Below are 13,099 nucleotides of genomic sequence, written 5' to 3'. Positions count from 1 at the left end.
AAATACTTTGACGAGAGATGCAGTCCGCATAAGCGGCAGGACGGCATTCGTATTTGGGGGCGGCCTGGTTTTGCTGGCTGCTCTCCTTTTTGTAAGCTTAATGTACGGGGAAGCGGACATTACGTTGCAGGATGTGATCGGGGCGATCACGAATCCGCAGGATAACCCTGCCCATCATATGATTCGGGGAGTCCGTCTGCCGAGAGCCGTTATGGGACTTCTTGCCGGAGCTGCGCTCGCTGTGTGCGGCGCGCTGCTGCAGACGGTCACGCGCAATCCGCTCGCATCGGCATCCACGTTCGGACTGAATGCCGGCGCTTACTTTGTTATTATGGCGGCCGCCATCTTCTTCCCGGCCCTAAAGGCGGAGGCGCCTTTGCTGCTCGGCTTGGCCGGAGCGCTGGGGGCTGCGGCCATGACATACTGGATCGCCGGCGGCAAACGAAGCACGCCGGTGCGGATGGCCGTCGCCGGGATGATCGTCGGCCTTGTTTTGGCGTCCTTCACGAGCGCGCTCCAGCTGCTGTTCGAAACCCAGGCGTCACAGCTGTTAGCCTGGGGAGCCGGGTCGCTCGTGCAGAACGACTGGAGCGGCGTTAGCTACGCCTGGCCTTGGATCGCTGCAGGAATCGTCTACGTGATGGTATATGCACGGACGTTCGACATGCTGGAGCTCGGTGACGAGACCGCCCGCTCGCTCGGCCAAAAGGTCGACGCCGCCCGGTTCTCGGGCATGGCGGTAGCGGTCCTGCTGGCGGGCGTAACGGTTAGCGTCGTCGGCCCGATCGGCTTTGTAGGGCTGATCGCGCCGCATTTGATGCGGCTCTTGGGCATGCGCCGCCATCTGCTCCTGCTGCCGGCAAGCGCCTTATGGGGCGCCGTCATCCTGGTCGGAGCGGATACGATCGCCCGCATGTTCCGCAGCTCGGTCGGCGAGCTGCCGGCCGGAGCAGTCACGGCGGCGATCGGCGCGCCGTGGCTCATATGGCTCGTGATCCGCGTCATGAAAGGACGCGAATCCCAGGACAGCGGCTCCTCGATGAGCGTCGGCGCGATTCAGAAGCGAGCGCCTTATCCGCTGCTTGTAGCCGGGATGCTGGTTGTATTACTCGCTCTCATGGTCGTCGGTCTCATGTCGGGAACGCTGAAGCTGTCCGTAAGCGAGGTTTGGCTTACGTTACTCGGCGGAGGCGAGGACTTCGCGCGGAACGTTGTCGTCGATTTGCGTCTTCCCCGCATCTTGGTAGCGGCTTTTGCCGGCGCGGCGCTGGCGATCGCCGGATCGATGATGCAGGGGGCCGTGCGGAATCCGCTGGCCGACCCTTCCGTCATTGGCGTGACCTCCGGAGCGGGATTCGGAGCGCTCGCGGTCCTTGTGCTATGGCCGCAGGCTCCGGCCGCGATGCTGCCGGTGGGCGCCATCGTCGGAGCAGCCGCGGCGGCGGCATGCGTCTACCTATTCTCCTGGCGCAAAGGCTTCAACCCCGTCGCGCTCATTTTGGTGGGAATCGGCGTATCAGCGATAGGAACGGCAGGGATCCAGTTCCTCGTCATCAAGTCCGGCATTGCCGCAGCACCGGCGTTGGCATGGCTTGCAGGCAGCACATATGCGCGTGGCTATGATGAGTTTCTCCGGCTTCTCGTCGTCACAGGCGTATTGGGACCGGTTGCCTGGTGGCTCGGCCGCAGAATGGATTTGCTGGCCTTCGGGGATCATGTCTCGCTGGGCCTCGGGCTAAGGCTCGAGCGGATGCGCCTGATTGCGACGGTGATCGCCGTAGCGCTGGCGGCAACGGCAGCCTCTAGTGTCGGCTCCATCGGCTTTATCGGGCTGCTTGCCCCTCACGCGGTCCGGTTGATGGTCGGCCATCATCATCGCAGATCGGTCGTGCTGTCTGCGCTGGTCGGCGCCGTGCTGCTTGTCGCAGCCGATCTGATCGGCAAAACGGTCATTGCCCCGAAGGAAATTCCGGCGGGCATTGTCGTGGCTCTGCTCGGAACGCCTTATTTGCTGATGCTGATGTACCGGAGCGCGGTACGGAAGTAAGCGAAGTTCATATAGTACAAGAAGCATCGGCTCTTGCGGCCGGTGCTTTTTTTTGATTGTTCCTGCTTGCCGTAACGAATTCGCCTTTGATTGTTCTCTAACCGTTGGCTCTATCCATTCTGTCGGAATGGAAGGAAATGTATAGGTTTTTGTCGAATTGCTTGATACAGATGAGCATTTAATTTTACAAAGACAAAGATGGAGTCTATCTATGCTGAAAAAAACAATCATTTCCCTATATTGCGCCGCTTTGCTGCTGCCTGGAGGGCGGTTATTCGCCGAAAGTCCGAAGGACATCACGGTCATAGTCAACGGACAAGCTGCGGTCTTTGAGCAGCCTCCTTTTATCGAGAACGGAACGACGCTGGTGCCGTTTCGTCCGATTTTCGAACGGATTGGATTGACAGTACAATGGGATGAGTCTGCACAAACTATCCAAGGTAAAAACCATAAGACGACTATCACATTGAGAGTGGGGCAAAGGGAAGCGCTCGTTAATGAAAAGCCGGTCGAGCTTGATGCGGCTCCGGCTATCAGCGACGGGGTAACGTTCGTACCGCTTCGTTTCGTCGGAGAGAGTCTTGAAGGCGATGTCGAGTGGAATGAACCGACCCGTACGATCCGGTTAGGGACGACCGACGAGGAGAAGCTGCGACGGGCCATTGTGAACGGCGATGAGAAGCAGGTTCTAGCCCTTCTTGACGAAGGTGCGTACCCGAACTATACGGATGCAGCGCAGCAGTCTTTGCTGGAGCTAGCCGTGACGATTTCTCCCGCTGTGACTGAAGCTTTGTTAAAAGCGGGAGCGGAAACCAACTCAAGAAATGCTCAAGGGGATTATCCTCTGCATCAAGCGGTGAAGAAGCACGACACGGTTCTTCTCCAAATGCTGCTGGATGCCAAGGCCGATGCCGGCGTACAGGATGCCAAAGGACGGGCGCCGCTAGAGCTGGCGGTCGAGATAAGTCAAGAAGCGGGGAACGATACTGCGGCTCAAGAGCGAATCCTAACCATAGTCGACATGCTTGGCAGGTACAATGTGACTGTACCGCGGCAGCTCTTCCCTCTGAATGTGAATGGAAAATACGGATACATTGATCGGTACGGTACGATGATTGTCCCTGCACAATATGATAGCGCCGAACCGTTCTCCGATGACTTGGCCGTCGTGGGGGTGCGAAAGGACAATCACATGAAATACGGCTATATCGATTTGAAAGGCAATATCGTTCTAGAACCGCAGTATGACGCTGCAGGCTCCTTTCAATCCGGAGCAGCACCTGTGACGATGAAAAGCCAAGGCGGGCTGTTCGCCCAATACATCGATAAACAGGGGAAGCCGTTGTTTCCTGGCATGTTTACTTTTGCTGAGCCTTTTGAAGATCAAATTGCCGTTGTATCTACGTCCGACGATCATTCGTTAACCGATCTCAAGAAAGGCTTGATAGATCGAGAGGGTAACTTTATTGCCGCCCCTCAATTTAAGCATGATATATTTGCAGGAACGCCTTATGGCGAAGGGTTATTTGCGGTCACGAGAGGCGGCGCTCGGTGGGGGTATATCGATACCGCAGGGAAGGAACGGATTCCCTTTGTTTTTGACCGTGCAAGGGCGTTTAGTGAAGGATTGGCTGCAGTGACGAAGGATCAGACTCCTGCCGGCTTATATGGGTATATCGATCGGAATGGAACAACACAGATTGAGCCGAAGTACAAGGCAGCTCTTGAATTTTCGGAAGGACTCGCTCCTGTGCAGCTTCCGGATAGCAATGGCTGGGGATACATCGATGCCAAGGGGAGCATGGTCATCCAGCCGCAGTTCGGATATGCGGGGAGTTTCCGGCAAGGAATTGCACCGGTGAAGTCGTTGTCGGGCCCAGGCAACATGGGATATATCGACAAGCATGGCGATTGGGTTATCCCGCCCATATACGACAAGGCGAGTGAGTTTTACAATGGATTGGCCAAAGTACAGCTCAACGGTACTGAATCGTATATTGATGTGACAGGTCGTACGGTTGTGGTTTCAGCTATACACGAGTTATAAAAAAGAAGCAGCCGTCGCTGCTTCTTTCGCTTTTCTCCCAGACCCCACGGCAGCACATCCGTGTTCTTCACCATTTATTTATTGTCATGCATCGCTTGCTCGGACCAAGGATCGACGCCAGGGTCTTGACCTTGCGCCAACTGCTGAATACGCGGCATATAGTGCGACCAGCCCTGCTGATGCGAAGCGATCTCGGAGGCCGGCAGGTCATAGTGAGTCAGCGTCAAGAGGGTACCGTTATCTTGCGCCGTCAGCTTGAACTCGACGGTGCTGGAGCCTGGAGGCACAAGCTTCGACTTTTCCCAGCCCCAGGACATAACGATCTTCTCGTTCGGGATGATTTCCTTATATTCCCCCATGGCGATATCGCTGCCATTCACGTCGATGCGGTATTTGCCGCCGATGCTGGGATCGAGCAAGACGTGGCGTCCCATCCAGCGCACCAGCTTGTCGGAATCGGTAAAAAACGTGAACAACGTCTCTGGACGGCATTCTATGAAAATCTCTTTCACAATCGTGTCATTGCTGTTCATTGGCATTATTCTTTCTCCTCTCTTCTTCTTCCGCGGCTTCTTTCAAGCGCAGCAAGCTGTCATCCCAGAAGCTCTCAATATATTGCTTCAATTCGGCGAACCCTTCCCTCCTAATCCCGTAAAATCGTTTGGTGCCCGCGCGCCGGACAACGACGAGCCCGGCTTCCTCCAACACTTTGAGATGCTGCGATATGGCTGGTGCCGATATATCAAAATGCGATGCTATGGCGCTGGAGGGCAGCTCTCCATCACGGACGAGATATAAGATATCCCGGCGCCTCGGTTCCGCTAAGGCGTGAATGGCTTTATCTATCATGGCATTAATTTAGCACATACTTAATTAAGTGTCAACTTAAACAAAACTTGCACATGATTCCGTCTTGCTATATTCTGACCTTGTAAGCATGTATCCATAGGGGTGTATAACTTGCAAACAATACGATAAGGAGCATTCGCCATGGTAGATGTTTTGACCGAAATCATCATTAACCGTCCCCGGGACGAGGTGGCTGCCTATGCCGCAAACCCGGACAATGCACCCGAATGGTACGTCAATATCCGTTCAGCGGAGTGGCGGACTCCCAAACCGTTAACTGTCGGGACGCAAATTGCTTTTAAAGCGGATTTTCTCGGCAAGGAGCTTGCCTACATATATGAAATAGCGGATTATGTTCCTGGTCAAAAGCTGGTCATGAGGACGGCGGACGGTCCTTTTCCTATGGAAACGACCTATACATGGGAAGCCGCCGGCAGCCATGCAGCCCGGATGACGCTGCGCAACAGAGGCAATCCGAGCGGTTTTTCCGCCATATTCGCCCCGTTTATGTCGTTCATGATGCGGAGCGCGAACAAGAAGGATTTGAAGAATATCAAGGCAATACTGGAACAGGGAGCGGTAACATAGATGGCTGAGCTCGACAATGAACAGCGCGCACGCATTCATAAAGCATTGGAATACATTGAAAACCACTTGAACCAGACGTTAACGCTGGAGCATTTGGCCAAAATGGTCTACGTATTCTCCGTCGCATTTTCACAGGCTGTTTACCGAAATGCTAGGGGAGATGCCCGCCGACTATGTGATTGGGGTCGTATTGAATGAACATGGATTTGGCACAATTGAATTATTGGGCTGTACTTGCAGGAGCTATCTTTTATATGATCTTCGGAGCACTCTATTATTCCCCGATCTTGTTTGGCAGCCATTGGACGAGACTCAATAAGGTCAAAGAAGGACATATGAGCAATCCGCTCATTTATGTTGCCTCCACCGGGGTAGCATTTCTCAGCTCGTTCCTGGTTGCTGTTCTGGTACAGGCGGCGGGTGCAGGTGATCTCGTTTCCGGACTCATCCTGGGTTTCATCGTCGGTATTATCGTTGCTCTCGTCTATTTGAAAAATTCGGCCTTCGGCCTCATGTCAAGCAAAGTATATGCGATTGCAGCAGGCGAGCATCTGGTTTCATTTCTCGTGCTGGGAGCTTTACACGGAGGTTTATCGTAATACCTGAAAAAGGATGGTACGCGGATTCCGGCGAATTAGTTACATTGCGTTTGTTGTATTTGAACGATAGCAGGAATGCGAGTTCGGTTAGCCTAAATCCGGGGGTGGAGTGAAGCCATGCTGCCGCAGCAAATCGATTGCATTGTATCCAAATTTCCGAGCTTGTCGGATATAGCCAAGGAAGACTGGGAGACGAACGGCATCTCGGTCTGGTCCTTGCCTCCCAATCAAGTGCTGCATGAAGGGCATTTATTGGAGCACGCCGCCCTCGTGCTGGATGGGACCGTGAGAGTGTATAAAGTGAGCGGGAGCGGCAGGGAAGTCACCTTATACCGGATTCATGACGGGGAATGCTGTCCGCTTATGATTACGAGCATATTGGGAGAGACCCAGTACGAGGCATCGGCTTGCATTGAAGTGCCTTCCACCGTCCTGATTATTCCTATAGCGGTATTTCGCGATTGGATCGACCGGTACAAAAGCTTCCGGCAGTATATTTTTAAAGTGTTCGCCGAGCGGCTGCTGATCATGTCGAATTTATTGGACAGCATCCACTTTAAATCGGTCCGCTCTCGTATTGCTGAATATTTGCTGCGGGAAACCGCTCCGGATCAGCCTGCCGTAACCATGACCCATGATCAATTGGCGGTGGAACTGGGCTCCGCCCGGGAGGTCATAAGCCGTACGCTGAAGACGATGGAGCAGGAAGGGCGGCTCCAATTGTCGCGGGGAAAAATCATTGTTCTTCACAGGGAATCTTTGCTAGAGCTTGTCGAATAGTTTGGTGATGAAGTTACGGAACGCCGGCGCCGCTCCTTGTATGATAGGAACCAGGAAATAACCACTATCATATAAGGAGATGACTTTCTATATGAAAAGAAATGTCGGAGGGGCCGATCGAGCCATACGGATTATTACAGGACTAGCGTTTGCTTCGCTGGTTTATTTTCTGCCGGGGGCATGGAAATGGCTTGGGATAATCAGCGTTCCATTGCTCTTTACGGGGCTGACTCAGAAATGTGCCATCAACCGGCTTCTTGGGATCAACAGCTGCAAGCTGTAAGGCGAAGCATAACCGGTTATGGACTGCATAACAAGGCTGCAGTAGGTTAGAGGTTTAACCTAAGGGAGGAACCTCATCGGGATATACTGCACGCTGCGAAGGTTATCCTGGTTTTTTCAACAAGCTTAAGGCTCTCCACTCGTTTGGAGGAGCCTTTTTTTGTTTAAAGTTAATAAAGAGGGTATCGGACCGCCACCAAATCATCATGCCAATACTTACCTTCTAATGGTCCCAAGGCGATATGGTAAACTAATTTATCATCTAAAGAAAATTTGATAAAAAACGACAATTCGACATAATACGTGAAAACATTGTAAAATAATGTTGAAAAATAGTTCCCGTATTCCAAGATGGATAGCAGTGAAAGGGAGATAGAAAGGTATGAGCAAAAGGATGCTTCTGGGGTTGAACGGCTTGCTGCTATTCTTGCTGCTTACGGCTTGCGAGACGCCGAATTCATCCACACCTGCTCCCGTGCCGCTGGCGAACACGCAATCCTACGGGGATTCTCTGCACATGACAGAGAAACGGGATGCGCTGTACAAGTTTATTACGGAGCACCTTACGGGTACTAACGGAATATATACGAATCTGCGGGATTCCGCGCAATCGTCGGAGGCTGCCAGCGGTCACGAGGTGCTGAGCGAGTCGGCGGGCCTTATGCTGCGCTACTACGCTATAGCCGGCCAGCGGAGCGGCTTCGACGCGGAATGGGCCAAAGCGAAGCAGACATTCGATCTTGCAACCGGGTTCAGCTATAGATACAGTCCTGTGCTCAATAAGCGGTATACGCTCAATGCGGCCGTGGACGATCTTCGGATCATCCGCGCTTTGTACGAAGCGGGACAAGCCTTCAAGGATGAGGGCTATACGACTCAAGCGAAGACGTACGGCAGCCGTTTTTACGAGCATAATGTAAAAGACGGTTATTTGTATGATTTTTACGACGAAACGTACAAGACGACGAACCGGTTTATTACGCTATGTTACATCGATCTGAAGACGCTTGGCATGCTCGATATTGAAAGCAGGCAGAAGGACGCACTACTGGCGAACATGCTGAAGACGGTGAAGAAAGGATACATATCGGACGATTTTCCGTTCTACGAAACGCGGTATGATTACGGCGCCCAAGCCTACAGCTCGGAAGGGATCAACACCGTGGAATCGCTGCTGACGATTTTTTCCTTGGCGGAAGTGCGGCAGCATCAGCCCGAGAGCATCCGGTTTTTGAAAAAGCAGGTGCTGGCAGGCACTTTGTTCGGCCAGTATACAAGGGACGGGAAGCCGGCCAACGATATTCGATCGACGGCGATATATGCCATTGCGGCTATGATCGGCTCCGAGCTTGGAGATAAGGAGCTCTATGAAGCGAGCATCCGCAGAATGAACGAATTTCAGATACGGAATACCGGCAGCGTGCTGGACGGAGGCTTCGGAGATACAGCGTCCATGCAAGCCTATTCCTTCGATAATCTGAACGCTTTACTAGCTTACGTATATTAACAAGAAAGAAGGCTAAGCCAATGCAGGAAGCCCGGCCTGAACGTGTTTGGATCCGTTACGCTTCCCCTGCGGTAATGGCGGCTGCTGGAGTGTTTCTGATTACTTTATTCGCACTGTTCGTCCCGCCTTATATCGGGATGGCGGATAACGGGGACTACTTTCGCAGCTTGTACGGAAATGGGCTCTACTTCAACGCTCCCGATTATAACAGCCAGTACTTGGGTTACTTCGTCAAAAACTATGGGATTTTTCAATACTACAACGAGAATGGTGCAGCCCTATTTTCTTCGCAATCGCTGTTCATTAAGTTAGCAATATGGCTTAACCAGCTGCTATATCATCCCCAGTTGTTCGATATCCGATTTCAAGCCGCTATTTACACGGTACTGTATACGATGGCCGTTTACTTGCTGATAGAAGGCATTACGTGGAGGCTCCCCGCAAAGCGAGGGTATATCATTGCGGGAATAGCTATTTTCCTATTCGGCGATACAGGGTATACCGCGTACTTCAACTCCTTTTTCAGCGAAAGCGTCGTTCTCATAACATCCATGCTCGTATTCGCCTCAGGATTGCTGCTTTATCGGAAACGATACAATGACTATGTTCTTCTGGCATTGTTCTTCATAAGCACGATCCTTCTAACGACGAGTAAACAGCAAAACGCACCGGTCGGCATTCTGATCTCCATGCTGGGCGTATATCTCGTGCTGATCCGTCGGGAGAGGACGTTTCGCGCGATCACGGCTTCGCTTCTCGTGCTGCTGTTCGCTGTAGGTGTAGGTACCTATGTGCTGATTCCTAAGGAATTCGTCAACATTAACAAATACCATGCCATGACGCGGGGCGTACTGATGGATTCGGTCAATCCGGAAAAAACGCTGGAATCGTTCGGTATCGACAAGCAGTTTGCGATCTTGAATCAGAGCATCTATTACAACCCTTATACCACCGTAGATGTAGATTCGGAGCTGCTGGAGAACGAATTTTACAGCCGGTATGGCTTCGGCTCCATTCTGGCCTATTACATCACCCATCCGGATCAGGCGGGAAAAATGCTGAATCTGGCTGCCAAAAGCGGCTTCACCATTCGTCCTCCGGCCATGGGGAACTACGAGAAATCGGTAGGAAAGCCGTTTGGCGCCCAGACGAAGTTTTTCTCCGGGTACAGCTTGATGAAAGACGCGCTGGCGCCCAAAACGTTCGGATTTGTCGTCATTTGGATGATTATCGTGATCGGTCTGTACACGCCGTCTTTCGTTACCGCCTGGAAATTACGGGAGATGAGGCGCTGCTTCCGGTTACCGCTTGTTGTGATGATGATGCTCATCGGGATATCCGGCATTGCGGTTTCTATTATCGGGGCGGGGGATGCCGACTTGTCCAAGCATGAATTTTTATTCACGGCGACGTTCGATCTGGTATCGTTTCTTGCCGTCGCGGATATCCTCGGCCGCAGGCTGTGGGCGGTCGAGCAGGAGCCGGCTCAAGCGCCTGAAATGCAGCCGAGCGTACCGGAGCAGAAGGGGCTAACGCTGCAAGCGTAATGATGAAGGGGGAGAGAAGGATGGCTGGAACAACAACATGGAAGCTATGGATGGTGACGCTATGCCTTCTTCTCTTGCTCCCCTATGGTTTCGTTCAACGGGCTTATGCCGAACCGGCCCGCGTGCTGGTAGTCTATGACAGCCTGGCACTCGGCACGCCGAAGGAAGGGAATATCGAGGCTTTGAAGCGGGTGCTCGCTTCGTTCGGAGTCGAGGTTACGGTGACGAGCTTCGACCGTTACAAGCAAGGGACATTGGACAAGTATCAGCAAGTCATCGGGGTGCGCAACGCAGACGATCTTACTGAGCTCAAGGCGGAATACAGGAACGATTTTGCCTCGTATCAGGGGGCGTACTTGCACATTGGATCGCAGCTTCCCGATAAGACGCGGCAAGCGCTGGGCTTGCAGGTGGAGGAGCGAAGCAGAGATACGATTCGATTATCGATAGGCTCGTACGCTCAGTCCGCCATTCCGGTCAACCGGATGCCGTACATTGTACAGACGGAAGGGACTGCATCTGCATACGGAAGCCTTGTTTCGGACAGCTCCCATGCCGCTTCTCCGTACGGTGTCATGAAAGAGCGGATGGCTTACGTTCCTTATTTCGAAAAAGGAAATTTGAGCGAGCTGGCTATCGCCTATATAGTCAAGGATTGGCTGGGCGTGAAGAGACAGAGCCAAAACTACGTGCTGTTCAAGCCCGTATATCCGTTCTCCAATCTGGAACAGATGCAGCGGCTGGCCGACCGGTTGTACGAATCCGGCATTCCTTTCATCGTAAGTGCTATGCCGGTGTTCAGCAATACGGATTATCCGGCGATGAAGCGGTATCTCGAAGCGCTGAAATATGTGCAGTCGCGAAACGGCAGCATCCTCGTGAACGCGCCGGTCGTAGCATCGACGATAAGTCAGGATATTACGACATTAAGCGACCAGATGGCTTCTTTTATTAACGCGCTGGCCGAATACGGGATCGCACCGCTCGGCATAGGCGCCGAAATGTACTGGACCTACGATCAGCATTATACGGCGCGAGGCATGTCCTATTTTGACTCCATCGTCACGTTCCCGAACGAGCGCATCATGCACCGGGCGCAGACCGATACGTCGAAGGCGTTCTCTTCTTCCGTATACACCCTGAAGGCCGGCGAGCTGAATAAGTTCGAGCAGCAAGGCAAGGTCAGGGAGCCGTTTCCTATGGACACCGCTCTTGTATACGACTTCCCGGAAGACGGGAAGCAGCTCGAGCAAACGCTGCAAGCTCTCACTTCGGATTGGACGACCTTTGCGGATTACAAAATGGCGGCGCATACGGTTCGGACGGGAGCGAATGAGGCAGTCTCCCGGCAAGGGCAGCTGCAGATCAACGGACAGACGCCTGTACTGAACAAGGCGGTCAAAGCCGTCGATTCGCAGCACGTCTACATTCAAGAAGGGCCCAAAGCGTTTGCCGCCGTCTTCACTTTGCAAAATAACATTTTTATCGCGCTCATCTTGCTTACGCTTCTAATCTTCGCCGGCTTTCTGATAATCGGGCACCGGCTGTACCGGCGCAAATACACAAACCAGGAGAGATCGTTGTGACCATTGCCGATATTCTTATGCTGATTTCCGTTCTATGCATTTGGTCGCTTCTGCTGGTGAACGTGGTTCTGATTGTAGCAGGCTACCTGTACTACATTCAGATTGAAGAGAAGCCGGTGCCGCTCTGGGAAGGGGAAATGCCCTTCGTCTCTATTATGGTGCCCGCCCATAACGAAGCCAAGGTCATTATTCAGACCGTCGAATCGCTGCTGGGGCTCGAATACCCTCATGACCGTTATGAGATTATTGTCATTAACGACAACTCCTCCGATAACAGCAGCGTCCTGCTATCTAATCTGCAGTCGAAGCATCCCGGACGCAATCTGATCGTCCTGAATACGGATGCGGTGACGGGGGGCAAAGGGAAGTCGAACGCTTTGAATTTGGGCTTCGCGCAAAGCCGGGGCGAGCTGATTGCGATTTACGACGCCGATAATACGCCGGAGAGAAAGGCGCTGCTCTATCTTGTATCGGAAATCATGCACGATGCCTCGCTAGGGGCGGTTATCGGCAAATTCCGGACGCGAAACCGGGATGTCAATATGTTAACGCGGTTCGTTAACGTGGAGACGCTATCGTTCCAATGGATGGCGCAGGCGGGGCGCTGGAAGCTGTTCAAGCTGTGCACGATCCCCGGAACGAATTTTATCATGAGGCGCGAAATCGTTGAGCATATAGGCGGCTGGGATGTTAAGGCGATCGCCGAGGATACGGAAATCAGCTTCCGCATTTATATGATGGGCTACCGGATCAAGTTTCAGCCGAAGGCCGTCACTTGGGAGCAGGAGCCCCAGACGGTCAAAGTGTGGTTCAAGCAGCGGACGAGGTGGGCCAAGGGAAACATTTACGTCATCGTGAAAAACATCCCCCTCCTGTTTGACCGTTCAGCGTCGAAGGTACGCTTTGATATTTTATATTTTCTATCGATTTATTTCTTGCTGCTAACCTCGCTGATCATGTCCGATATGCTGCTTATTCTAAATGCGCTGGGCTATGTTACGACGACGATCGCCAGCTTCAGCTCCTTCTTATGGATGCTGGCTATAACGCTGTTTGTTGTTGGGACCTTCATCACTCTCATTACGGAAAAGGGAGAAATGAGGCTATCCAATATCTGGATTATTTTGTTCATGTATGTGTCGTACTGTCAGTTATGGATGGTTGTCGCTGCATACGGCTTGTATACGTACCTGAAGGACTTGGTATTTAAGCGAGAGGCAAAATGGTATAAAACCGAACGCTTCTAGCGCGGGAAGGGAACAATTAA

13 protein-coding genes are annotated in these 13,099 nt (G+C 52.6%); 11 read left to right on the top strand and 2 right to left on the bottom strand.

Going from position 1 to position 13,099, the window contains the following annotated elements:
* Positions 1-7: 7 nt before the first annotated feature.
* Together ACFQ88_RS29500 and ACFQ88_RS29495 are read left to right on the top strand one after the other, a co-directional pair.
* Complete coding sequence (locus ACFQ88_RS29500) at positions 8-2,047, top strand: iron ABC transporter permease (protein WP_379459920.1); 2,040 nt, start codon at positions 8-10, stop codon at positions 2,045-2,047.
* Positions 2,048-2,258: 211 nt separating this feature from the next.
* On the top strand, positions 2,259-4,094 hold the full coding sequence (locus ACFQ88_RS29495) for a WG repeat-containing protein (protein ID WP_379459918.1): 1,836 nt from the start codon (positions 2,259-2,261) through the stop codon (positions 4,092-4,094).
* Between the two features lie 74 nt (positions 4,095-4,168).
* On the opposite strand, the gene ACFQ88_RS29490 is transcribed toward ACFQ88_RS29495, so the two are convergent.
* Positions 4,169-4,633 carry an SRPBCC family protein gene (locus ACFQ88_RS29490; RefSeq protein ID WP_239630334.1) on the bottom strand — a complete coding sequence of 155 codons (465 nt, stop codon included), beginning with the start codon at positions 4,631-4,633 and terminating at the stop codon, positions 4,169-4,171.
* Positions 4,614-4,943, bottom strand: a complete 330-nt coding sequence (locus ACFQ88_RS29485) for an ArsR/SmtB family transcription factor (protein WP_239630333.1) — start codon at positions 4,941-4,943, stop codon at positions 4,614-4,616. Before ACFQ88_RS29485 ends, ACFQ88_RS29490 begins: the two co-directional genes overlap by 20 nt.
* A 141-nt stretch (positions 4,944-5,084) precedes the next feature.
* Between ACFQ88_RS29485 and ACFQ88_RS29480 the strand changes: the two genes are divergently transcribed.
* The 9 genes from ACFQ88_RS29480 to ACFQ88_RS29440 all read left to right on the top strand — a co-directional run bounded on the left by ACFQ88_RS29480 (position 5,085) and on the right by ACFQ88_RS29440 (position 13,079).
* Positions 5,085-5,531 (top strand): SRPBCC family protein, encoded by a 447-nt coding sequence (locus tag ACFQ88_RS29480; protein ID WP_239630332.1) that lies wholly within the window; start codon positions 5,085-5,087, stop codon positions 5,529-5,531.
* Entirely contained in the window at positions 5,532-5,729 is a 198-nt protein-coding gene (locus tag ACFQ88_RS29475; RefSeq protein WP_379459852.1) for a hypothetical protein, read from the top strand.
* Entirely contained in the window at positions 5,726-6,130 is a 405-nt protein-coding gene (locus ACFQ88_RS29470) for a DUF1761 domain-containing protein (protein ID WP_379459850.1), read from the top strand. The genes ACFQ88_RS29475 and ACFQ88_RS29470 overlap by 4 nt, the downstream gene beginning before the upstream one ends.
* 117 nt (positions 6,131-6,247) lie before the next feature.
* Entirely contained in the window at positions 6,248-6,910 is a 663-nt protein-coding gene (locus ACFQ88_RS29465) for a Crp/Fnr family transcriptional regulator (protein ID WP_379459848.1), read from the top strand.
* 91 nt (positions 6,911-7,001) lie between these two features.
* On the top strand, positions 7,002-7,193 hold the full coding sequence (locus tag ACFQ88_RS29460; protein WP_239630328.1) for a YgaP family membrane protein: 192 nt from the start codon (positions 7,002-7,004) through the stop codon (positions 7,191-7,193).
* Positions 7,194-7,574: 381 nt separating this feature from the next.
* Positions 7,575-8,699 carry a hypothetical protein gene (locus ACFQ88_RS29455; RefSeq protein WP_379459846.1) on the top strand — a complete coding sequence of 375 codons (1,125 nt, stop codon included), beginning with the start codon at positions 7,575-7,577 and terminating at the stop codon, positions 8,697-8,699.
* 20 nt (positions 8,700-8,719) lie between these two features.
* Entirely contained in the window at positions 8,720-10,246 is a 1,527-nt protein-coding gene (gene wsfD / locus ACFQ88_RS29450; RefSeq protein WP_379459844.1) for a glycan biosynthesis hexose transferase WsfD, read from the top strand.
* A 20-nt stretch (positions 10,247-10,266) separates the two neighbouring features.
* Entirely contained in the window at positions 10,267-11,832 is a 1,566-nt protein-coding gene (locus tag ACFQ88_RS29445) for a hypothetical protein (RefSeq protein ID WP_379459842.1), read from the top strand.
* Positions 11,829-13,079, top strand: a complete 1,251-nt coding sequence (locus ACFQ88_RS29440; protein WP_379459840.1) for a glycosyltransferase family 2 protein — start codon at positions 11,829-11,831, stop codon at positions 13,077-13,079. Before ACFQ88_RS29445 ends, ACFQ88_RS29440 begins: the two co-directional genes overlap by 4 nt.
* Positions 13,080-13,099 lie beyond the last annotated feature (20 nt).

The organism is Paenibacillus sp. NPDC056579 (assembly GCF_042793215.1).
Taxonomy (GTDB): Bacteria; Bacillota; Bacilli; order Paenibacillales; family NBRC-103111; genus Paenibacillus_S.
Note: the sequence above shows the minus strand (reverse complement) of the source record. Positions and strands in the feature narration are given on the sequence as shown.

What these genes read in the sequence shown, in the direction of transcription:
- ACFQ88_RS29495 (WP_379459918.1), top strand. Translation starts at nt 2,259, where the DNA reads ATGCTGAAAAAAACAATCATTTCCCTATATTGCGCCGCTTTGCTGCTG.
- ACFQ88_RS29490 (WP_239630334.1), bottom strand. Translation starts at nt 4,633, where the DNA reads ATGCCAATGAACAGCAATGACACGATTGTGAAAGAGATTTTCATAGAA.
- ACFQ88_RS29485 (WP_239630333.1), bottom strand. Translation starts at nt 4,943, where the DNA reads ATGATAGATAAAGCCATTCACGCCTTAGCGGAACCGAGGCGCCGGGAT.
- ACFQ88_RS29480 (WP_239630332.1), top strand. Translation starts at nt 5,085, where the DNA reads ATGGTAGATGTTTTGACCGAAATCATCATTAACCGTCCCCGGGACGAG.
- ACFQ88_RS29475 (WP_379459852.1), top strand. Translation starts at nt 5,532, where the DNA reads ATGGCTGAGCTCGACAATGAACAGCGCGCACGCATTCATAAAGCATTG.
- ACFQ88_RS29470 (WP_379459850.1), top strand. Translation starts at nt 5,726, where the DNA reads ATGAACATGGATTTGGCACAATTGAATTATTGGGCTGTACTTGCAGGA.
- ACFQ88_RS29465 (WP_379459848.1), top strand. Translation starts at nt 6,248, where the DNA reads ATGCTGCCGCAGCAAATCGATTGCATTGTATCCAAATTTCCGAGCTTG.
- ACFQ88_RS29460 (WP_239630328.1), top strand. Translation starts at nt 7,002, where the DNA reads ATGAAAAGAAATGTCGGAGGGGCCGATCGAGCCATACGGATTATTACA.
- ACFQ88_RS29455 (WP_379459846.1), top strand. Translation starts at nt 7,575, where the DNA reads ATGAGCAAAAGGATGCTTCTGGGGTTGAACGGCTTGCTGCTATTCTTG.
- wsfD (WP_379459844.1), top strand. Translation starts at nt 8,720, where the DNA reads ATGCAGGAAGCCCGGCCTGAACGTGTTTGGATCCGTTACGCTTCCCCT.
- ACFQ88_RS29445 (WP_379459842.1), top strand. Translation starts at nt 10,267, where the DNA reads ATGGCTGGAACAACAACATGGAAGCTATGGATGGTGACGCTATGCCTT.